The organism is Pseudomonas sp. (assembly GCF_048269965.1).
Classification (GTDB): domain Bacteria; phylum Pseudomonadota; class Gammaproteobacteria; order Pseudomonadales; family Pseudomonadaceae; genus Aquipseudomonas.
In genome coordinates this window covers 379,597-399,417 of sequence record NZ_JBLWTV010000002.1, presented here as the reverse complement: position 1 = coordinate 399,417, position 19,821 = coordinate 379,597, and the positions used below count along the sequence as shown (strand labels likewise).

The following is a 19,821-nucleotide window of genomic DNA, read 5'->3' as shown; positions in this document are numbered from 1 at the left end:
ACCACGATGACGCGCAGCTCGCCTGAGGACAGGTCCTGCTGCGGCAGGTAGGCGCGCGAGGTGACGTAGCCCCGGTCGATGTAGAACTGGGTGATGGCCTTGAGTAGCTCGTTGAGCTGGCCAGCGCCCAGACACTCGCCAGCGAAACGCTGCAGAATGGCCTGCTGGTCGTCCTCAGCGAGAAGAGTGGCGCCTTCCAGACGAATCTGCTCGATCGCGAAGCAACGCTCGTCTTCGACCGGGGCGGTTTGCAGTTTTGGGGCTTCACCTGGGAGTTGCTGCAGCTCCTCGAGGCGCCGCTGCTGCTCCTGCAGCAGGCGCTCCTGGCGCTCGCGGATCAGCTCACGGTCGCCCGGCGTCTGCGCCAGCGCGATAGCGGGAAGGGAAAAGAACAGCCATACGGCCCAAAAAAGGCCGGGAGCCACTTTTAACGTCGCGCAGCGACGGCCCGTAGGGTGGCCGCCAGGGATGGCAGGCGATAAAGGGCTAATACGAAGAGGCATGCCTTCAGTCCTTTGAATAGCAGAAAAACAGCGGCGGAAAATCGGCGGCGATTAGAACATATGGCCCCCTGCCATCAAACGCCTAAAAAATGAACAACTTCACGTTTGGGGACATCGATCCGAACGGATCGACAAGCGCTGCCTGAAAGTGAGACTTACCGCCCCTTTGCGCAGCGGTGCCTCGCCGCGAACAAGGGAAGCACGAATTCGAAAACATGCCGGAAGCATTTTTTGACTTCGTCCAGTTGCTGCCAAGAGAGCGAGCAACGAAAGCTTCGCCCTGGGGTGGGGCTCCTACGAAAGGCGGCTTTGGCATACATGCAGTCAGATATCGCTCGAATACGGTCGGCCCCCTCAGCCCTCTCCCCCAGCCCCTCTCCCGCAAGCGGGAGAGGGGAGCCAAGCGCGTACGGCCTAACTGACTGGCGTCAGACGTTGGCAACCTTATCTGATCGCCATTGACCCTTAACGCGGCGCGTAGGCGAATACGTCGGCGCGCATCTGGTGCGCGTCCATCCCCGCTTCGACCAGCGCATCGAGCGTGGCGTAGACCATCGCCGGTGAACCGCTGGCGTAGACGTGCAAGGCCTTGAGATCCGGGAAGTCCTCGCGCACCGCTTCGTGCAGCAGACCGCAACGACCCTGCCAGCCGCACTGGTCGCTGACTACCTGGTGCAGGAACAGATTGTCCAGCTGTTGCCACTCGTCCCAATGTGGCAGTTCGTAGAAATCCTCGGGCCGACGCGCGCCCCAGTACATGTGCACCGGATGGGTGAAACCCGCCGCGCGGCAATGCTCGATCAGGCTGTGCATCTGGCCCATGCCGGTGCCGGCGGCGATCAGCACCAGCGGGCCATCGGGCAGGTCGGCGAGGTGGGTATCACCGTAGGGCATCTGCACGCGAGCCATGCCGGTGCTGCGCAGGTGCTCCAGCAGGGCAATGCTGCTGTCTTCGCGGGCGAGGATGTGCAGCTCCAACTCACGCCCGGCGTGCGGCGCCGAAGCCAGGGAGAACGCCGCCATCTCGCCATCCGGGCGCTGTAGCAGCAGGTACTGCCCGGCGTGATAGCGCGGCGCCTTGCCGGCTGGAGTGCGCAGGCGCACGCGGAACACGTCGCCCCCCACTTCCTGGCATTCGATCACCTGGCAGCTCAGTTCGCGCACGGGCAACTCACCCGGTGCCAGTACGCCATCCCAATGCAGCACACAGTCTTCCAGCGGTTCGGCCAGGCAGGTGAACAGCTCACCATGATCCAACTCGGCGCCGTTCTGCCGCACGCGCCCTTCTACCAGCAGCGCGGCGCAGATATGGCAGTTGCCGTTGCGGCAGCTCTGCGGGCAGTCGTAGCCCAGGCGCCGGGCACCATCGAGGATGCGCTCACCCGGCTGCAGCGCGAGAGTGATACCGGAAGGTTGCAGGGTGACGTTCATCAATCGATTCCCAGCTCGCTCCAGAGCGCGTCGACGCGTGCCACCACGGCAGGATCCTTCTCGATGGCGCGGCCCCATTCGCGGGTGGTCTCACCCGGCCACTTGTGGGTGGCGTCCAGCCCCATCTTCGAGCCCAGGCCGGAGATCGGCGAGGCGAAGTCGAGATAGTCGATCGGTGTGTTGTCGATCATCACCGTGTCGCGCTTGGGGTCCATGCGCGTGGTAATCGCCCAGATCACGTCATTCCAGTCCCGTGCGTTGATATCGTCGTCGGTGACGATAACGAACTTGGTGTACATGAACTGCCTGAGGAACGACCAGACACCGAGCATTACGCGCTTGGCGTGGCCTGGGTACTGCTTCTTCATGGTCACCACCGCCATGCGGTAGGAACAGCCTTCCGGCGGCAGGTAGAAGTCGGTGATCTCGGGGAACTGCTTCTGCAGGATCGGCACGAACACCTCGTTCAGCGCCACGCCGAGGATCGCCGGCTCATCTGGCGGCCGGCCGGTGTAGGTGCTGTGATAGATCGGATCGCGGCGACGGGTGATGCGCTCGACGGTGAACACCGGGAAGGTGTCGACCTCGTTGTAGTAGCCGGTGTGATCGCCATAGGGGCCTTCCGGCGCGGTCTCGCCCGGATGGATCACACCCTCCAGCACGATCTCGGCGCTGGCCGGCACCTGCAGGTCGCTGCCGACAGCCTTGATCAGCTCGGTGCGATGACCGCGCAAGAGACCGGCGAAGGCGTATTCGGAGAGGGTATCGGGCACTGGCGTGACGGCGCCGAGAATGGTCGCCGGGTCGGCACCGAGGGCCACGCACACCGGGTAGGGTTTGTCAGGATGAGCCTTGCACCAGTCGCGGAAGTCGAGCGCGCCGCCACGGTGGCTGAGCCAGCGCATGATCACCTTGTTACGACCGATCACTTGCTGGCGGTAGATGCCGAGGTTCTGGCGCTCCTTGTTCGGGCCCTTGGTGATGGTCAGGCCCCAAGTGATCAGCGGTGCCACGTCACCCGGCCAGCAGTGCTGGATCGGCAGTTTGCCCAGGTCGACGTCGTCGCCCTCCTCGATCACTTCATGGCACGGCGCATCCTTGACCACCTTGGGCGCCATGGAAATGACCTTCTTGAAGATCGGCAGCTTGCTCCAGGCATCCTTGAGGCCCTTGGGCGGCTCGGGCTCCTTGAGAAAGGCCAGCAGCTTGCCGATCTCGCGCAGTTCGGACACCTCTTCGGCGCCCATGCCCAGCGCCACGCGCTTGGGCGTGCCGAACAGATTGCCGAGCACCGGCACGTCGAAGCCGGTGGGCTTTTCGAACAGCAGCGCCGGGCCGCCCTTGCGCAGGGTGCGGTCGCAGATTTCGGTCATTTCCAGAACGGGCGATACCGGCGTCTGGATGCGCTTGAGTTCGCCGCGCTTTTCCAGTTCACGGATGAAGTCGCGCAGGTCGCGATACTGCATGCAGGAGCCTCGTGTCGGACAGGCAGGAGTCGGCCGCAAAGTTTAGCGCCGAAGTCGGGCTTTCAGAAGGCTTGAAAGCTTCCAGATACGACAAGGCCGGGTTTCCCCGGCCTTGTGGCGGTGCAATGGATCGTAGCGAGCAAAGGTCAGGCAAGGCTCAACGACCAACGGGAGTAACAGCCAAAGGCTGGCCCGAAGGGTGAGCGCCAGCGAATCAAACAGGCGAGGAAGCGGAGTGTACTTTTGTACATGAGCTTTCCGAGTCGGCTTTTAACGCAGCATCACCTTCGCGCAGTAGATCCTCTTACTTGCGCTTCATCGACAGGAAGAACTCATCGTTCGTCTTGGTCGCTTTCAGCTTGTCGATGAGGAACTCGATGGCCGCGATCTCATCCATCGGGTGCAGCAGTTTGCGCAGAATCCACATGCGCGACAGCTCTTCTTCACCGGTCAGCAGTTCTTCGCGGCGGGTGCCCGACTTGTTGATGTTGATCGCCGGGAACACGCGTTTCTCGGAAACACGGCGATCGAGGATCAGCTCCATGTTGCCGGTGCCCTTGAATTCCTCGTAGATCACTTCGTCCATCTTCGAGCCGGTTTCCACCAGCGCAGTAGCGATGATGGTCAGCGAGCCGCCTTCTTCGATGTTACGGGCAGCGCCGAAGAAGCGCTTGGGCTTCTCCAGGGCATGGGCGTCGACACCACCAGTCAGGACCTTGCCGGAGCTCGGGATCACGGTGTTGTAGGCACGCGCCAGACGGGTGATGGAGTCGAGCAGGATGACCACATCCTTCTTGTGCTCGACCAGGCGCTTGGCCTTCTCGATCACCATTTCGGCAACCTGTACGTGACGGGTCGGCGGCTCGTCGAAGGTCGAGGCGACCACTTCGCCGCGCACGGTGCGCTGCATTTCGGTCACTTCTTCCGGGCGCTCGTCGATCAGCAGAACGATCAGGTGGCACTCGGGGTTGTTGCGGGTGATGTTCGAGGCGATGTTCTGCAGCATGATGGTCTTGCCCGCTTTCGGCGGGGCGACGATCAGGCCGCGCTGGCCCTTGCCAATCGGCGCGCAGAGGTCGATCACACGGCCGGTGATGTCCTCGGTGGAGCCGTTACCGGCTTCCATGGTCAGGCGCTTGTTGGGGAACAGCGGCGTCAGGTTCTCGAACAGGATCTTGTTCTTGGCGTTTTCCGGACGGTCGAAATTGATGCTGTCGACCTTGAGCAGGGCGAAGTAACGCTCGCCTTCCTTCGGCGGACGGATCTTGCCGACGATGGTGTCACCGGTACGCAGGTTGAAACGGCGGATCTGGCTGGGCGAGACGTAGATATCGTCCGGGCCGGCCAGGTAGGAGGAGTCAGCGCTACGCAGGAAGCCGAAACCGTCCTGGAGGATCTCCAGCACGCCGTCACCGGAAATTTCCTCGCCGCTTTTGGCATGCTTTTTCAGCAGGGCGAAGATGATGTCCTGCTTGCGCGAACGAGCCATGTTTTCCAGGCCCATCTGTTCGGCCATGTCCAGCAGTTCGGCAATCGGCTTTTGCTTGAGTTCGGTCAGATTCATAGGAATGACGTGATCATCGAGAGGAGAAGAAAGCTGTTAGCTTGAGAGGCCGCGCCGCAGAGAAGGCGACAGGATCGCGAACGAGTTCGTATAGGAATGAATCGGCGACGGCGTGCAGAGAGCTGCATGGAGGATGCAGCGGGGTCGAATTTAACACCGTGAAAAAACAGCGTCTAGCCCCGAAAACGAAAAACCCCGCAAATTGCGGGGCCTTCAAAAGGCTACGTAGGGTGGATGACGCTTTTTTCATCCACCACTTGCGACGCCATGGTGGATCGATGAAGCGTGATCCACCCTACAGCTTGCTTGGTGGGCTAAAGCCCACCCTACTTCTTAAATGTTGCTGTCGAGGAAGGCAGCCAGCTGCGACTTGGACAGCGCGCCGACCTTGGTCGCTTCGACGTTGCCGTTCTTGAACAGCATCAGGGTCGGGATACCACGCACGCCGTACTTCGGCGGGGTTTCCTGGTTCTCGTCGATGTTCAGTTTGCAGATCTTCAGCTTGCCCTGGTATTCCTTGGCGATCTCGTCGAGCACCGGTGCAATCATCTTGCACGGGCCGCACCACTCAGCCCAATAGTCGACCAGAACCGGACCCTCAGCCTGGATGACGTCCTGGTCGAAGCTGGCGTCGCTGACGTTGGTGATGAATTCGCTCATGAGGAGTCTCCGTGATTCGGAAGCAAAAAAGTGGCGCCATCATAGCCCGGCTTGAGTGACACCGAAAGGCACTGACGATTGAGCCTTTCAATAGCGCCGCATGGACACCTCAATCGCCCAGCGTGGTGAAGGCGATGCCTGTGCGCAGCGCGGCGGCGCGGATGTGCTGCTGCATGGCCTTTTGCGCCGGGCCGGCGGCATGCCGCGCCAGGGCCTTGAGGATCTTGCGGTGCTCCTGCCAGGTTTCCATCGCTCGCTCCGGGCGGATGAACGGCAGCTTCTGGCTCTCCAGAAAGATATCGGCGCTGGAGGTGACCAGGGCAAACATCGCCTGGTTGCCACTGGCGGCGAGGATGCGCTGGTGGAACTCGAAATCCAGCCGCGTCGCCTGCTCGAAGTCGCCCGCGCGCAGCTCACGACGCATCTGTTCGACGTTGTCTTCGAGGATATCCAGCTCCCCGGCGGTCATCACGCCGGCCGCCAGGCCACAGGCAAAGCCCTCCAGCGCGAAGCGCAGCTGGAAGGTATCGGCCGCCGACACCTGCGCGGCGAAAGGCCAGACAAATCCACCGGAGGCCTCGCCCCTGCTTGCCTCCTGAACGAACACACCCTTGCCGGCCTGCACGCTGACCAGGCCCAGCGCGCTGAGCGAGGACAGCGCCTCACGCAAGGATGCCCGGCTCACGCCCAGGCGCTCGGCCAGATCACGCTGCGACGGCAGCGCATCGCCGGGGCGATAGCCCTCTTCCTCGATCAGGCGGCGGATCGCCTGCAGGGCATATTCGGGTACCGCGCGGGGAGCAGAAGCATTCATGACTGTTCGGGCCGGTCAGTCCAGTGAAGTCGCCTTTGTACGGCCAGAACACTGCTCCAGGCAAGCGACGCCCCTTTGTGGAACAGGCCACCAGGCGGACGCACCGAGATTGCTCAGAAAGGCTTCTGACCAATTGGTCAGCTACGTCAACTGTTCAGACCAGTAAGACCTTGTTTCCACTCGCCTGGAACGATGAAAGCCCTTATTTCATTGAACTTGGCACAGCCGATGCACTGCACGAGCCAGGCAAAACGCTTCAGTTTTCGTTCATTCATCGGGAGTTCGACATGCGCACATTTCACCGCACCCTGCTGGGTACCCTGTTCGCCGCCCTGGCCTTCGGCGCCAGCACCGCTCACGCCGATACGCTCGAAGACATCAGCAAGGCGGGCGTGCTGAAAGTCGCTGTGCCGCAGGATTTCCCGCCGTTCGGCTCGGTCGGCCCGGACATGAAACCGCGCGGGCTGGATATCGACACCGCGCAGCTGCTGGCCAACAAGCTGGCGGTGAAGCTGGAGCTGACCCCGGTCAACAGCACCAACCGCATCCCCTTCCTCACCACCGGCAAGGTCGATCTGGTGATCTCCAGCCTCGGCAAGAACCCCGAGCGTGAAGCGGTGATCGACTTCTCCGCCGCCTACGCGCCTTTCTACCTCGGCGTGTTCGGCCCGGAAGACGCCGCCATCGCCGGCCTCGACGACCTGGCCGGCAAAACCATCAGCGTCACCCGGGGCTCCATCGAGGACATCGAGCTGAGCAACGTCGCCCCGAAAGGCGCCACCATCAAGCGCTTCGAGGACAACAACTCGACCATCGCCGCCTACCTCTCCGGCCAGGTGGAGCTGATCGCCAGCGGCAACGTGGTGATGGTGGCCATCTCCGAGCGCAACCCCAAGCGCGTGCCGAGCATGAAGCTCAAGCTCAAGGATTCGCCGGTGTACGTCGGCGTGAACAAGAACCAGAGCGCGCTGCTGGACAAGGTCAACACCATCATCACCGCCGCCAAGGCCGATGGCAGCCTCGATGCGCTCAGCCAGAAGTGGCTGAAGCAGCCGCTGCCGGCCGGCCTCTGAGCCCGGAGAGCTGAGCCATGGCGTACCAGTTCGACTTCGCCGCCGTCCTGCAGCACAGCGATCTGCTGCTGCAGGGCGCGGCCTTCACCCTCGGCCTGACGGCGATCGGCACCCTGCTGGGGGTCGGTCTCGGCATCGTCGGGGCGATACTGCGCGCCTGGCGCATCCGCCCGTTCGACCGGATTTTCGGCGTCTACGTGGAGCTGATCCGCAACACGCCGTTCATCGTCCAGCTGTTCTTCATCTTCTTCGGCCTGCCCTCGCTCGGCGTGCGCCTGAGCGAGTGGGAGGCCGCCATCCTGGCGATGGTGATCAACCTTGGCGCCTACTCCACGGAGATCATCCGTGCCGGTATTCAGGCCATCCCGCATGGCCAGCTCGAAGCCGCCGGCGCACTGGCCATGAGCCGCTTCGAGACGTTCCGTCATGTGGTGCTGCGTCCGGCGCTGGGCAAGGTGTGGCCGGCGCTGTCGAGCCAGATCATCATCGTCATGCTGGGTTCGGCGGTGTGCTCGCAGATCTCCACCGAGGAGCTGTCATTCGCCGCCAACTTCATCCAGTCGCGCAACTTCCGCGCCTTCGAAACCTACCTGCTGACCACCGCGCTGTACCTGCTCATGGCCATCCTGATTCGCCAACTGCTGGCCTGGCTCGGCCGCCGCTTCATCATGGGAGAGCGCTGATGGACTTCACCCTCTGGGACATCCTGCGCAATCTGCTGGTGGGCCTGCAGTGGACGCTGCTGCTGTCGCTGGTGGCCTTCGTCTGCGGCGGTATCGCCGGCCTGCTGGTACTGCTGGCGCGGCTGTCGCCGCTTTCTGCACCGCGCATCCTTGCCCGTGGTTACATCGAACTGTTCCAGGGCACGCCGCTTTTGATGCAGCTGTTTCTGGTGTTCTTCGGCATCGCCCTGCTGGGCATCGACGTGTCGCCCTGGCTGGCGGCAGCCACCGCACTGACGCTGTTCACCAGCGCCTTTCTCGCCGAGATCTGGCGCGGCTGCGTCGAGTCGATCACCCGCGGCCAATGGGAGGCCGCCGAAAGCCTGGCCATGAGCCGTCTGGAAACCCTGCGCCATGTGGTGCTGCCGCAGGCCCTGCGCATCGCCGTGGCGCCTACCGTCGGTTTCTCGGTGCAGGTGGTCAAGGGCACTGCGGTGACTTCGATCATCGGTTTCACCGAGCTGACCAAGACCGGCAGCATGCTGGCCAACGCCACCTTCGAGCCGTTCATGGTCTACGGCTTCGTCGCCCTCGGTTACTTCCTGCTCTGCTACCCGCTCTCGCTCGCTGCATACCGCCTGGAAAGGAGGCTGAATGTCACTGCTTAACGTCACCGCCCTGCACAAGTATTACGGCGACAACCACGTGCTCAAGGGCATCGACCTCAAGGTCGAGGAAGGCGAAGTGGTCGCCATCATCGGCCGCAGCGGCTCGGGCAAGAGCACCTTCCTGCGCACGCTCAACGGCCTGGAGTCGATCAACGACGGCGTGATCGAAGTCGATGGCGAGTACATCGACGCCGCCCGCGCCGACCTGCGCAGTCTGCGGCAGAAGGTCGGCATGGTGTTCCAGCAGTTCAACCTGTTCCCGCACCTGACCGTCGGCGAGAACGTCATGCTGGCACCACAGGTGGTGAAGAAGACCTCGCGCGCCGAAGCCGAGAAGATCGCCCGGCAGATGCTCGAACGTGTCGGCCTGGCGGAGAAGTTCGACGCCTACCCCGAGCGCCTGTCCGGCGGCCAGCAGCAACGCGTGGCCATCGCCCGCGCCCTGGCCATGTCGCCCAAGGTGCTGCTGTGTGACGAGATCACCTCGGCGCTCGACCCCGAGTTGGTCAACGAGGTGCTGGCGGTGGTCAAGCAACTGGCCAGCGAGGGCATGACCCTGATCATGGTTACCCACGAGATGCGCTTTGCCCGCGAGGTTGGCGACAAACTGGTATTCATGCATCACGGCAAGGTGCACGAGATCGGCGACCCGAAGGCCCTGTTCGCCGCCCCGCAGACCGAAGAGCTGCGCAACTTCATCGGCTCGGTGAACCTGTGAACGCGCCGGCACACCTGCCGCTGCGCATCGAGCCGCTGACCCGCGAAGCCTTCGCGCCTTTCGGTGACGTGATCGAAACAGCCGGCGCCACATCCTTCCCGATCAACGCCGGCACCACCACGCGCTACCACGACCTGGCGCAGGTGGAGCTGGCCGGCGAGTCGCCGCGCACGCTGGTCAACCTGTTCGAGGGCAAGGCCTGGCACGCGCCCATCGCCATCGGCATGCTCGAGCGCCACCCGCTGGGCAGCCAGGCGTTCTACCCGGTGGATGGCGGGCGTATGCTGATCGTCGTGGCCCCGCCTGGCGAGCTGGACGAGTCACAGATCCGCGCCTTCATCAGCGCGCCGGACCAGGGCGTGAACTATGCCCGTGGCACCTGGCACCACCCGCTGCTGTGCCTGCAACACCCCGGCCGATTCATCGTGGTGGACCGCGGCGGCGAGGGTCACAACTGCGACGAGCAGGTGTTGAAACAGCCACTGAGCGTGCTGAACCTGCAGCAATCACAGGTCTAGACCAGTTTCATGCGACATCCGTATGCGTTGGCTCATGCGCTCAGTCGTGGCACGATGGCGCGGAAATCGAACGAGATGCCGTAATCATGCCCAAAGCCCCTGCCGAGAGTTTTCCCCTGATCGCTGCCATCGACCTGGGTTCGAACAGCTTTCACATGGTGCTGGCCAAGGCCGACAATCACGAGATTCGCATCCTCGAGCGCCTCGGCGACAAGGTGCAGCTGGCCGCCGGCCTGGACGACGAGCGTCAGCTCAGCGAAGAAGCGATGCAGCGCGGGCTCGACTGTCTGCGCCGCTTCGCCCAGTTCACCACCACGCTGCCGGAAGGCGCCGTCCGTATCGTCGGCACCAACGCCCTGCGTGAAGCACGCAACCGCGCCGTATTCATCCGCCGCGCCGAGGAGATTCTCAACCACCAGGTCGAGGTGATTTCCGGCCGCGAGGAAGCACGCCTGATCTACCTGGGCGTCTCCCACAGCATTGCCGACACCCCCGGCAAACGCCTGGTCGCCGACATCGGCGGCGGCAGCACCGAGTTCATCATCGGCCAGCGCTTCGAGCCGCTGCTGCGCGAAAGCCTGCAGATGGGCTGCGTGAGCTTCACCCAGCGTTACTTCAAGGACGGCAAGATCACCCCGGCGCGCTACGCCCAGGCCTACACCGCCGCTCGTCTGGAGCTGATGGGTATCGAACAGGGCCTGCGCCGCCTCGGCTGGGAAGATGCCGTCGGTGCATCCGGCACCATCAAGGCCATCGGCCTGACGACCAAGGCGGCAGGTCTGAGCAATGGCGAAATCACCGTCGAAGGGCTGGCCTGGCTCAAGCGCAAACTGTTCAAGCTCGGCGAGGTGGACAAGATCGACCTCGACGGCATCAAACCGGACCGCCGCGGCATCTTCCCCGCCGGCCTGGCGATTCTCGAAGCCATCTTCGATGCCTGCGACATCCAGCGCATGAGCCACTCCGAAGGTGCCCTGCGCGAAGGCGTGCTGTATGACCTGCTCGGCCGTCATCAGCACGAGGACGTGCGCGAACGCACGCTGGCAGCCTTCATGGAGCGCTACCACGTCGATGTCGACCAGGCCGCACGGGTCGAAGCCAAGGCACTGTCGGCGCTGGACAAGGTGTCCGCCGATTGGGGCCTGACCGACGACTGGCATCGCGAACTGCTGAGCTGGGGCGCCAAGGTGCACGAGGTGGGTCTGGATATCGCCCACTACCAGTACCACAAGCATGGCGCCTACCTGATCGAGCACTCGGACCTGGCCGGTTTCTCCCGTCAGGACCAGCAGATGCTGGCCCTGCTGGTGCGCGGCCACCGCCGCAACATCCCCAGGGACAAGTTCGCCGACTTCGGCGAGGAAGGCGTGAAGCTGATGCGCCTGTGCGTGCTGCTGCGCTTCGCCATCCTCTTCCACCATATTCGCGGCACGCAGAGCATGCCCGAGGTGCAGTTCAAGGTTGCAGAGAACAGCCTGGAAATCGTCTTTCCCGAAGGCTGGCTGGCCGCCAACCCGCTGACCCTGGCGGACTTCGAAGCCGAAGCAGCGTGGCTCAGCCGTATCGATCTGACCTTGAGCGTGCGCTGATACCCCGGTGCGCATGGCGCACCCTACGGGCGCGGCTCGACCTGTAGGGCGGGTGAAACCCGCCAGGACTCAAAAGCCCCCTCTCCCGCCCTTCGGGCACCCTCGGCTTTGGCCTCCTGCGTCGCCCTACCTCCTGCATCCATGCAGTCGTCTCCCGCAAGCGGGAGAGGGTCATCGGATGGCTGCACGCAGCCGCTTTTTATCGTGCGACGACGACCGGTGCGGTGAGCTTTTCCAGCAGTCCGGCCTGGGCGTTGCGCGGGTTCTGGTTGCCGGTGGGCTGCAGGCGCTGGTAGCGGCCATCGGACTGCAGCACCCAGGCCTGGGTGTTGTCGGTCAGGTAGCTTTCCAGTTCCTTCTTGACCCGGGTGATGAGCTTCTTGCCCTCCACCGGGAAACAGGTCTCCACACGCTTGTCGAGGTTGCGCTCCATCCAGTCGGCACTGGACAGGTAGACCAGCTCGTCACCGCCATTGAGGAAGTAGTAGACGCGCGTGTGTTCGAGGAAGCGGCCGATGATCGAGCGCACCTGAATATTGTGGGAAACCCCCGGCACGCCAGGGCGCAGGCAGCACATGCCGCGCACCACCAGGTCGATTTTCACCCCGGTCTGGCTGGCCTTGTACAGCGCACGGATGATCTTCGGATCGGTCAGCGAGTTGAACTTGGCGATGATCTGCGCCGGCTTGCCCTCGGCAGCGGCCGCGGTTTCCTTGGCGATCAGTTCGAGCAAGGTCTTCTTCAGGGTGAAGGGCGCGTGCAGCAGCTTCTTCATGCGCAGGGTCTTGCCCATGCCGATCAACTGGCTGAACAGCTTGGACACGTCCTCGCCCAGCGCCACGTCGGCGGTCAGCAGGCTGTAGTCGGTGTACAGCCGCGCATTGCCGGCATGGTAGTTACCGGTGCCCAGGTGCGCGTAACGGCGAATCTCGCCATTCTCGCGGCGCAGGATCAGCATCATCTTGGAGTGCGTCTTGAAGCCGACCACGCCGTAGATCACTACCGCGCCAGCAGCCTGCAGGCGGCTGGCCAGAGCCAGGTTGGATTCTTCGTCGAAACGCGCACGCAACTCGATCACCGCAGTGACTTCCTTGCCGTTACGCGCCGCTTCCACCAGCGCATCGACGATCTCCGAGTTGGCGCCGGAGCGATACAGGGTCTGCTTGATCGCCAGCACGTGCGGGTCCTTCGCTGCCTGACGCAGCAGATCGACCACCGGCGTGAAGGACTCGAAGGGGTGCAGCAGGAGAATGTCCTGCTTGCTGACCACGCTGAAGATGTTCTCGGCGTTCTGCAGCAGCTTGGGGATCACTGGCGTGAACGGCGCGTGCTGCAGCTCCGGATGGTTGTCCAGACCGGTGATGCTGAACAGGCGGGTCAGGTTGACCGGGCCGTTGACCTGGTACAGCTCGCCCTCGGTCAGGCCGAACTGCTTGAGCAGGTGGTCGCGCAGGTGTTTCGGGCAGCTGTCGACCACCTCCAGGCGCACCGCATCGCCGTAGCGACGACTGAACAGCTCGCCGCGCAGGGCGCGCGCCAGGTCCTCGACGTCTTCGGTGTCCACCGAGAGGTCAGCGTTACGGGTCAGGCGGAACTGGTAGCAGCCCTTGACCTTCATGCCCTGGAACAGGTCATCGGCGTGGGCATGGATCATCGACGACAGGAACACGTAGTTGTCGCCAGGGCCGCCAACATCTTCCGGCACCTTGATGATGCGCGGCAGCAGACGCGGCGCCGGGATGATGGCCAGACCGGAATCGCGACCGAAGGCATCGACGCCTTCCAGTTCGACGATGAAGTTCAGGCTCTTGTTCACCAGCAGCGGGAAGGGGTGCGTCGGGTCGAGACCGATGGGGGTGATGATCGGCGCGATCTCGTCGCGGAAATAGCGACGCACCCAGGCCTTGAGCTTGGTGGTCCAGTAGCGGCGGCGGATGAAGTTGATGTTGTGATTGGCCAGCGCCGGGAACAGGGTGTCGTTGAGGATCGCGTACTGGCGGTCGACCTGCTCGTGCACCAGTTCGCTGATTCGCGCCAGCGCCTGGTGCGGCTGCAGGCCATCGGCGCCGGCCTGTTCGCGGGCGAAGTTGATCTGCTTCTTCAGGCCGGCGACGCGAATCTCGAAGAACTCGTCGAGGTTGCTGGAGAAGATCAGCAGGAACTTCAGGCGTTCGAGCAACGGATAGGACTCGTCCAGCGCCTGCTCCAGCACCCGGATATTGAACTGCAGCTGCGACAGTTCACGGTGGATGTACAGGCTGCTGTCATCCAGGCTGGGAATCGGAGCCGGCGGCGGGGTTTCCACCACGGGCGTCTCGGCGACCACCTCGACCTGAGGCGGGTTGTTGTCGAGCACTTCGCTGTTGAGTCCTTCGCTGTTCATCGCTGGGTTCCTGAGGGCGTCATCGCCCTTGTTTTAGCAGTTCAGCCGCCCGTACGGCGAAATAGGTGAGGATGCCATCGGCACCGGCACGTTTGAAGGCGGTGAGTGATTCCAGTATGACCGCCTCACTGAGCCAGCCGTTCTGGATCGCCGCCATGTGCATGGCGTACTCGCCGCTGACCTGGTAGACGAAGGTCGGCACCTTGTAGGCATCCTTCACCCGCCAGAGGATGTCCAGGTAGGGCATGCCGGGTTTGACCATGACCATGTCGGCACCTTCGGCCAGATCGGCGGCCACTTCATGCAGCGCCTCGTTGCCGTTGGCCGGGTCCATCTGGTAGCCGAGCTTGTTGCCCTTGCCGAGATTGGCGGCCGAGCCCACGGCATCACGGAACGGGCCGTAATAGGCGCTGGCATACTTGGCCGAGTAGGCCATGATGCGCACATTGACGTGGTCAGCCAGTTCCAGCGCCTCGCGGATCGCCTGCACGCGGCCGTCCATCATGTCCGACGGTGCCACCACCTGGGCACCGGCCTCGGCATGCGACAGCGCCTGCTTGACCAGGGCATCGACGGTAATGTCGTTCTGCACGTAGCCGGACTCGTCGAGAATGCCGTCCTGACCATGAGTGGTGAAGGGGTCGAGCGCCACATCGCTGATCACCCCCAGTTCGGGGAATTTCGCACGCAGGGCACGAATCGCGCGCTGGGCGATGCCGTCCGGGTTCCAGGCCTCGGCACCGTCGAGCGACTTCTTCTCCAGCGGCGTGACCGGAAACAGCGCCAGCGCCGGAATGCCCAACTCGACCCAATGCTCGGCTTCCTTGAGCAGCAGGTCGATGGACAGGCGCTCGACGCCCGGCATCGACGGCACGGCTTCGCGACGGTTTTCGCCGTCGAGGACGAACACCGGCAGAATCAGATCATCGACGCTCAGGCGATTTTCGCGCACCAGACGGCGGGAGAAATCATCGCGGCGATTGCGACGCAGGCGAGTGGCAGGGAACAGACGATTGGCGGGGGTAACGCTCACGGCAGACTCCAGAGCCCGCACGGGCGGGCCAGTGTGACAGGTTATAGAACCTGTGCACGATTTCGCGAGCTAGAGCTGTGCCAGGCAAAAACAGGCGAGGAGGCGGAGTGTGCCCCAGCACATGAGCAGTCTGAGCCTGTTTTTAACGCAGCAGAGCCGACGCGCAGCAGATCGTGGATAGGTTCTACGAACATTATGACCAAATGATGACGACCAGATGACCACGTGCGACGGCACGTCGCACAGCCAGTCGCGCATTGTGGCATGACGCGCCACCTTCCGGGTTTGCCATGGTCAGAGTAGTCTTCAGCACCTGCATCGTTGAGCTCACGGCATGCTCCAAGACCTGATCCGCCAGTTTGGCTATCCGGCACTGGTACTCGGTACCTTTCTCGAAGGCGAAGTGTCGCTGCTGCTGGCGGCCTACCTGGCCGTGCGCAACGTGCTGGAGATCGAATGGGTGGCGCTGTGCGCCTTTCTCGGCACCTTCGCCAGCGACCAGCTGTGGTACTACCTCGGCCGCCGTCACGGCCGTGCCCTGCTGGCACGCAAACCGCGCTGGCAACCGCTGGGCGAACGCGCCAGCGCGCTGATCCAGCGCTACCCGGACCTGTGGGTGCTGTGCTTTCGCTTCCTCTACGGCCTGCGCACGGTGATGCCGCTGACCATCGGCCTGTCCGGCTATTCGTGGCGCCGCTATCTGCTGCTCGATGCCATCGGTGCCGGCGTCTGGGCCGGCGGCATCAGCCTGCTGGCCTACAGCCTGGGCAATGCCATGGGTGGGCTACTCGAAGAACTGCGCCACTATCAGGTCATCCTGCTCGCGGCCGTGGTGCTGCTGCTCGCCCTCGCCTGGCTACACCGCTGGCGTCAGCGCCGGCGCGGATGAGCCACGCAGCAGGGCGTACCGGGCGGCGAACTGTTCGCTTCGCTACGAGCGGCCGGCGTTCCGGTCCGCCCTCCGCGCTGCACCAGCCATAATCCGAGCAGGCTGATCAGGCTGTAGCCAGCCAGGCAACTCCAGACAGCTGCATTCATGACCAGCATGTCCAGATCACCGGCCAGCCACAGCAGGGGCAGATTGGCCGCCAGGCGCAATAACTCGAATCTCGACGCCCAGGCACGATTCTCCAGCCACATGCCAATGCTGCAAAGGCCCAGGGCCATCCACAGGCACGCCAGCAGCACAGCGCCGATTGCAAGCGAGTCTCCGTGCGCCAGCAGCCACACGCCGGCCAGCAGGTAGCAGACGAACTGCAGCGACGCGTAGACCTGCGCGCCACGCGCCAAAGGCACCTCGAATTTGCGGAAATTGCGCAGATCCGCCTTGGTCTGCGGATAGCGTGCCGCCACGTCGGCAGGACGCCAGCCGGTGGGCATGAACCAGATGCGCAGCCGGTCCCACCAGGAGCTGGCGCGTTTGGCATCGTGCCACAGACCGACATACACCTGCAGGTTGGCCCACAAGGGGTTCCAACTGGCCAGCGGCACGGTCACACCGAAGATCACCGGCTCTTCGTCGAGCTCCTCCTGGAAGGTGCCGAAAATTCGATCCCAGACAATGAACACACCGCCGTAATTGCGATCCATGTAGATAGGGTTCTGTGCATGGTGCACACGGTGGTTGGACGGGGTGATGAACAGCCACTCGAACCAGCCCAGCTTGGGAATATGCCGGGTATGCACCCAGAACTGATAAAGCAGGTTCAGCGCCGCGACGCTGAAGAACACCAGCGGCGGCACACCGACCAGCGCCATCGGCAGGTAGAAGATCCAGCCGAAGATGAAACCGGTGCTGGTTTGCCGCAACGCAGTGGAAAGGTTGTAGTCCTCGCTCTGGTGATGCACCGCATGGGCGGCCCAGAGCACGTTGCGCTCATGGCCCAGACGGTGGTTCCAGTAGTAGCAGAAATCGTAGAAGACGAAGGCGAAGAGCCACACCCAGAGGCTGCCTTCGGACAGTTCGAACAGCGCCAGATGCTCCCAGGCGAAGGCGTAGGTGAGCAGCCCGACCACCTTGGTCAACACGCCGGTCGCCTGTGACAGCACGCCGGCACTGAGGCTGTTAAGGGCATCGGCCAGACGATAGGTGCGCATACCGCGCCAGCGGTCAGCGAGCAATTCCAGGCCGATCAGCAGGAAGAAGAAGGGCACTGCGTAGAGAACGAACGCCATATCGTTGTACTTGTGTCGGGAATGAGCTGTTATTCATCCTATGCGCAGCTTCGCCAGTCTTCGCGGCGGCAAATGACAGCCCGAGTGGCATTTGGCGACATCCCACGAATTGGTAATACCCGCGACCGCTTCACGGTCGCGTTTTTCCTCACCAGGAGTCGAGCATGAGCAAGAAAGTGGCAGTGATTCTGTCCGGCTGTGGCGTCTACGATGGCGCCGAGATCCATGAAAGCGTGATCACCCTGCTGCGCCTCGACCAGCGTGGCGCCGACGTGCAGTGTTTCGCCCCCAACGTGCCGCAGCTGCACGTGGTCGACCACTACAGCGGCGACGAGATGGACGAGACGCGCAACGTCCTGGTGGAGTCGGCGCGCATCGCCCGCGGCCAGATCAAGGACGTCAAGGAGCTGCACGTCGAGGCCTTCGATGCGCTGATCCTGCCCGGTGGTTTCGGTGTGGCGAAGAACCTTTCCGACTTCGCCACCTGTGGCGCCGGCTGCACCGTGCAGCCTGACGTGCTGGCAGCCTGCAAGGCCTTCGTCGATGCCGGCAAGCCGGTCGGCCTGATGTGCATCGCCCCGGCCCTGGCGGCGAAGATCTTCGGCGCCGGCGTGGTCTGCACCATCGGCAGCGACCACGACACCGCCGCCGCCCTGACCCAGATGGGCGCCGAGCACCATGAGTGCGAGGTCAGTGAAATCATCGAAGACAGCCAGCGCAAGCTGGTGACCACGCCGGCCTACATGCTCGCCCAGTCCATCGCCGAAGCAGCGTCCGGCATCAACAAACTGGTCGACCGCGTGCTGGAACTGACGCACCACTGACTGACGGCATACAGGGACTTTGTAGGGTGGGCAGGAAGGCGTTCCGCTTAAGCTTCAGTATCGATCAGCGTGGGCTGAAGCCCACCCTACAAAGTTCAAGGTTCCAGCCTACCGGCCAGCGCCCATTACAGGGCGCATCGGTCATTGGTCAGGGCAGTCCGGCCGCGCCGCTGGTCAAGCCGTTCCGGCTGCGGCAGCGTGGCGGCAGGATTTCCCGGAGCCCCTGCCATGTCCCAGCCCTTCGTCCTCAGCGCCGACCTGCAACAGGCGGTGGCCAGTTTCTTCCAGCGCATCCCGTTCAATCAGGTGCTCGGCATCGAGCTCGATGAGCTGAGCCCCGAGCGGGTGACCATGCACCTGCCGATGAAGCCCGAACTGATCGGCAACTTCGTCCACGGCATTCTGCATGGCGGGGTGATTTCCTCACTGCTCGACGTCTGCGGCGGCGCCATGGCGCTGATCGGCGCCTTCGCCAACCACCAGCACCTGCCGCCTGCCGAACGCATGAGCAAGCTGTCCAAGCTCGGCACCATCGACCTGCGCATCGATTACCTGCGCCCCGGTCGGGGGCAGCGCTTCAGCGCCACGGCCACGCCCCTGCGTGCCGGCAACAAGGTGGCGGTGATTCGCATGGAACTGCACGACGACGAGGGCGTGCTGGTCGCGGTGGGCACTGGTACCTATCTGTGTGGCTGACCGAGCCCGCCATTCCCGGATTGCATCCGGGCTACAACGCTGAAAATGGGTTTGCCATACGCCCCAAGCCCGGATGCAATCCGGGGCAGCTATCGACTCAGCCGCGTGAGAATCCGGTCCAGCGCATTGGCGAACGCCTGCCGGTCCTTTTCCGAGTACGGCGCCTGACCACCGCCCACCTGGCCCTGCTCGCGCAGGTCGGTGAACAGGTTACGCACCGCCAGGCGCTCGCCCATGTTGCGCTCGTCGAACTCGCGACCACGCGGGTCGAGCGCGGCAACGCCCTTCTTCACCAGGCGGTCGGCCAGCGGCACGTCGCTGCAGATCACCAGCTCGCCGGGCAGCGCATGCTCCACCAGATGATCATCGGCGGCATCCGGCCCGCTGGGCACCACGATCAGTTTCACGCAGGCGAAATTCGGCCGGGCGACGGCCTGGCCGGCGACCAGCACCACCTCGAAACCCCGCTTGAGGGCGAACTTGACCACCTGATCCCGCGCCGCCCGTGGGCAGGCGTCGGCGTCGATCCATACGCGCATGCAGCAACTTCCGCAGAGAAACCAGCGCCCAGTATGCCAGCAGGCGCTGGCTCAGGCCTGGTAGAACGGCTCGCAGCGCTCACGCACGGCGCGCGACAGATTGTCCTCGGCCAATTCGATCAGATCCAGCTCCACCTCGTCCGGCAGCAGCTCGGCGACCAATGCCGCCAGGCGACGCTGGCCACTCATGTCGGCGCCGGAAATTGCCAACAGCAGTCGCGGCTGCGGGCCGATGGCCGGATCGCGCAACGCAGCGAGAAAGGCCTCACGTACAGCAAGTTGGGCACAGGCCGCTGAAAGTGCCTGCTCCAGGGCGGGGTGACGCAATACAGCCAGCGCCAGATCGGGGCTGTCGGCGTAATGAGTGGAGTGGATCGAGGAAGACATGCGCGCACTCGGCAAAGGGATTGGAAGCAGCCTAGGTGCACTGAGACCCGCTGTCGTAGCGGCGGTTCACGCTATGACGCAACGAGGGCGGGCAAAGCTCACCCTCGTGCATGCCTGA

Annotated in this window: 20 protein-coding genes; 9 read left to right on the top strand and 11 right to left on the bottom strand. The window is 63.5% G+C overall.

All coding sequences use genetic code 11. The features are described 5' to 3' along the window. The 6 genes from ACN0X6_RS04135 to ACN0X6_RS04110 form a co-directional block, all read right to left on the bottom strand. Nucleotides 1–425, bottom strand: a 425-nt coding sequence (locus ACN0X6_RS04135; protein WP_417702327.1) for a POTRA domain-containing protein, incomplete at its 3' end; no start/stop codon positions are given. 543 nt (nt 426–968) lie between these two features. Continuing rightward, entirely contained in the window at nt 969–1,934 is a 966-nt protein-coding gene (locus tag ACN0X6_RS04130; protein ID WP_417702325.1) for a CDP-6-deoxy-delta-3,4-glucoseen reductase, read from the bottom strand. Continuing rightward, entirely contained in the window at nt 1,934–3,400 is a 1,467-nt protein-coding gene (gene ubiD / locus ACN0X6_RS04125) for a 4-hydroxy-3-polyprenylbenzoate decarboxylase (protein WP_417702323.1), read from the bottom strand. Before ubiD ends, ACN0X6_RS04130 begins: the two co-directional genes overlap by 1 nt. A gap of 304 nt (nt 3,401–3,704) precedes the next feature. After that, a complete protein-coding gene (gene rho / locus ACN0X6_RS04120; RefSeq protein WP_003458629.1) occupies nt 3,705–4,964 on the bottom strand; it encodes a transcription termination factor Rho in 1,260 nt (419 codons plus the stop codon). 333 nt (nt 4,965–5,297) lie between these two features. After that, nucleotides 5,298–5,624 carry a thioredoxin TrxA gene (gene trxA / locus ACN0X6_RS04115; RefSeq protein WP_003458627.1) on the bottom strand — a complete coding sequence of 109 codons (327 nt, stop codon included), beginning with the start codon at nt 5,622–5,624 and terminating at the stop codon, nt 5,298–5,300. Between the two features lie 109 nt (nt 5,625–5,733). Beyond that, nucleotides 5,734–6,438 carry a FadR/GntR family transcriptional regulator gene (locus ACN0X6_RS04110; protein ID WP_417702321.1) on the bottom strand — a complete coding sequence of 235 codons (705 nt, stop codon included), beginning with the start codon at nt 6,436–6,438 and terminating at the stop codon, nt 5,734–5,736. Nucleotides 6,439–6,725: 287 nt separating this feature from the next. Here ACN0X6_RS04110 and ACN0X6_RS04105 point away from each other — a divergent pair, with 287 nt between their 5' ends. The 6 genes from ACN0X6_RS04105 (at nt 6,726) to ppx (ending at nt 11,666) form a co-directional block, all read left to right on the top strand. Beyond that, nucleotides 6,726–7,511 (top strand): transporter substrate-binding domain-containing protein, encoded by a 786-nt coding sequence (locus ACN0X6_RS04105; protein WP_417702319.1) that lies wholly within the window; start codon nt 6,726–6,728, stop codon nt 7,509–7,511. Nucleotides 7,512–7,528: 17 nt separating this feature from the next. Further along, a complete protein-coding gene (locus ACN0X6_RS04100; protein WP_417702317.1) occupies nt 7,529–8,194 on the top strand; it encodes an amino acid ABC transporter permease in 666 nt (221 codons plus the stop codon). Then, on the top strand, nt 8,191–8,841 hold the full coding sequence (locus ACN0X6_RS04095) for an amino acid ABC transporter permease (RefSeq protein WP_417702343.1): 651 nt from the start codon (nt 8,191–8,193) through the stop codon (nt 8,839–8,841). Before ACN0X6_RS04100 ends, ACN0X6_RS04095 begins: the two co-directional genes overlap by 4 nt. Next, nucleotides 8,828–9,559 (top strand): amino acid ABC transporter ATP-binding protein, encoded by a 732-nt coding sequence (locus tag ACN0X6_RS04090; RefSeq protein WP_417702315.1) that lies wholly within the window; start codon nt 8,828–8,830, stop codon nt 9,557–9,559. The genes ACN0X6_RS04095 and ACN0X6_RS04090 overlap by 14 nt, the downstream gene beginning before the upstream one ends. Continuing rightward, a complete protein-coding gene (locus ACN0X6_RS04085) occupies nt 9,556–10,077 on the top strand; it encodes an ureidoglycolate lyase (protein WP_417702313.1) in 522 nt (173 codons plus the stop codon). The genes ACN0X6_RS04090 and ACN0X6_RS04085 overlap by 4 nt, the downstream gene beginning before the upstream one ends. A gap of 86 nt (nt 10,078–10,163) precedes the next feature. Further along, nucleotides 10,164–11,666: an exopolyphosphatase gene (ppx, locus tag ACN0X6_RS04080; protein ID WP_417702311.1), complete on the top strand. Its 1,503-nt coding sequence runs from the start codon at nt 10,164–10,166 to the stop codon at nt 11,664–11,666. A gap of 199 nt (nt 11,667–11,865) precedes the next feature. Here the strand turns inward: ppx and ppk1 are convergent, their stop codons facing one another. Together ppk1 and hemB are read right to left on the bottom strand one after the other, a co-directional pair. Then, the gene (gene ppk1 / locus ACN0X6_RS04075) at nt 11,866–14,049 is read right to left on the bottom strand and encodes a polyphosphate kinase 1 (protein ID WP_417702309.1); all 2,184 of its coding nucleotides are present in this window, start codon (nt 14,047–14,049) and stop codon (nt 11,866–11,868) included. A gap of 19 nt (nt 14,050–14,068) precedes the next feature. Then, nucleotides 14,069–15,082 (bottom strand): porphobilinogen synthase, encoded by a 1,014-nt coding sequence (gene hemB, locus ACN0X6_RS04070; RefSeq protein WP_192984010.1) that lies wholly within the window; start codon nt 15,080–15,082, stop codon nt 14,069–14,071. A 334-nt stretch (nt 15,083–15,416) separates the two neighbouring features. On the opposite strand from hemB, the gene ACN0X6_RS04065 reads away from it, so the two are divergent. Continuing rightward, on the top strand, nt 15,417–15,971 hold the full coding sequence (locus ACN0X6_RS04065) for a DedA family protein (protein ID WP_417702307.1): 555 nt from the start codon (nt 15,417–15,419) through the stop codon (nt 15,969–15,971). Here ACN0X6_RS04065 and ACN0X6_RS04060 read toward each other — a convergent pair. Beyond that, nucleotides 15,953–17,257, bottom strand: coding sequence for a sterol desaturase family protein (locus ACN0X6_RS04060; protein WP_417702305.1), 1,305 nt, complete (start codon nt 17,255–17,257; stop codon nt 15,953–15,955). The two genes, ACN0X6_RS04065 and ACN0X6_RS04060, sit on opposite strands and share 19 nt — an antisense overlap. A gap of 164 nt (nt 17,258–17,421) precedes the next feature. On the opposite strand from ACN0X6_RS04060, the gene elbB reads away from it, so the two are divergent. Then, nucleotides 17,422–18,081 carry an isoprenoid biosynthesis glyoxalase ElbB gene (elbB, locus tag ACN0X6_RS04055; RefSeq protein WP_417702303.1) on the top strand — a complete coding sequence of 220 codons (660 nt, stop codon included), beginning with the start codon at nt 17,422–17,424 and terminating at the stop codon, nt 18,079–18,081. A gap of 228 nt (nt 18,082–18,309) precedes the next feature. Then, a complete protein-coding gene (locus tag ACN0X6_RS04050) occupies nt 18,310–18,777 on the top strand; it encodes a thioesterase family protein (RefSeq protein ID WP_417702301.1) in 468 nt (155 codons plus the stop codon). Between the two features lie 89 nt (nt 18,778–18,866). Here ACN0X6_RS04050 and ACN0X6_RS04045 read toward each other — a convergent pair whose 3' ends face one another. Further along, the gene (locus tag ACN0X6_RS04045) at nt 18,867–19,316 is read right to left on the bottom strand and encodes a YaiI/YqxD family protein (RefSeq protein WP_074677875.1); all 450 of its coding nucleotides are present in this window, start codon (nt 19,314–19,316) and stop codon (nt 18,867–18,869) included. Between the two features lie 51 nt (nt 19,317–19,367). Continuing rightward, complete coding sequence (locus ACN0X6_RS04040; protein ID WP_160016830.1) at nt 19,368–19,703, bottom strand: enhanced serine sensitivity protein SseB C-terminal domain-containing protein; 336 nt, start codon at nt 19,701–19,703, stop codon at nt 19,368–19,370. Nucleotides 19,704–19,821: the final 118 nt, after the last annotated feature.

What these genes read in the sequence shown, in the direction of transcription:
- ACN0X6_RS04110 (WP_417702321.1), bottom strand. Translation starts at nt 6,438, where the DNA reads ATGAATGCTTCTGCTCCCCGCGCGGTACCCGAATATGCCCTGCAGGCG.
- ACN0X6_RS04090 (WP_417702315.1), top strand. Translation starts at nt 8,828, where the DNA reads ATGTCACTGCTTAACGTCACCGCCCTGCACAAGTATTACGGCGACAAC.
- elbB (WP_417702303.1), top strand. Translation starts at nt 17,422, where the DNA reads ATGAGCAAGAAAGTGGCAGTGATTCTGTCCGGCTGTGGCGTCTACGAT.
- ACN0X6_RS04040 (WP_160016830.1), bottom strand. Translation starts at nt 19,703, where the DNA reads ATGTCTTCCTCGATCCACTCCACTCATTACGCCGACAGCCCCGATCTG.
- ACN0X6_RS04065 (WP_417702307.1), top strand. Translation starts at nt 15,417, where the DNA reads ATGCTCCAAGACCTGATCCGCCAGTTTGGCTATCCGGCACTGGTACTC.
- rho (WP_003458629.1), bottom strand. Translation starts at nt 4,964, where the DNA reads ATGAATCTGACCGAACTCAAGCAAAAGCCGATTGCCGAACTGCTGGAC.
- ACN0X6_RS04045 (WP_074677875.1), bottom strand. Translation starts at nt 19,316, where the DNA reads ATGCGCGTATGGATCGACGCCGACGCCTGCCCACGGGCGGCGCGGGAT.
- ACN0X6_RS04100 (WP_417702317.1), top strand. Translation starts at nt 7,529, where the DNA reads ATGGCGTACCAGTTCGACTTCGCCGCCGTCCTGCAGCACAGCGATCTG.
- ubiD (WP_417702323.1), bottom strand. Translation starts at nt 3,400, where the DNA reads ATGCAGTATCGCGACCTGCGCGACTTCATCCGTGAACTGGAAAAGCGC.
- ppk1 (WP_417702309.1), bottom strand. Translation starts at nt 14,049, where the DNA reads ATGAACAGCGAAGGACTCAACAGCGAAGTGCTCGACAACAACCCGCCT.
- ACN0X6_RS04050 (WP_417702301.1), top strand. Translation starts at nt 18,310, where the DNA reads ATGTCCCAGCCCTTCGTCCTCAGCGCCGACCTGCAACAGGCGGTGGCC.
- trxA (WP_003458627.1), bottom strand. Translation starts at nt 5,624, where the DNA reads ATGAGCGAATTCATCACCAACGTCAGCGACGCCAGCTTCGACCAGGAC.
- ACN0X6_RS04130 (WP_417702325.1), bottom strand. Translation starts at nt 1,934, where the DNA reads ATGAACGTCACCCTGCAACCTTCCGGTATCACTCTCGCGCTGCAGCCG.
- ppx (WP_417702311.1), top strand. Translation starts at nt 10,164, where the DNA reads ATGCCCAAAGCCCCTGCCGAGAGTTTTCCCCTGATCGCTGCCATCGAC.
- ACN0X6_RS04105 (WP_417702319.1), top strand. Translation starts at nt 6,726, where the DNA reads ATGCGCACATTTCACCGCACCCTGCTGGGTACCCTGTTCGCCGCCCTG.
- ACN0X6_RS04060 (WP_417702305.1), bottom strand. Translation starts at nt 17,257, where the DNA reads ATGGCGTTCGTTCTCTACGCAGTGCCCTTCTTCTTCCTGCTGATCGGC.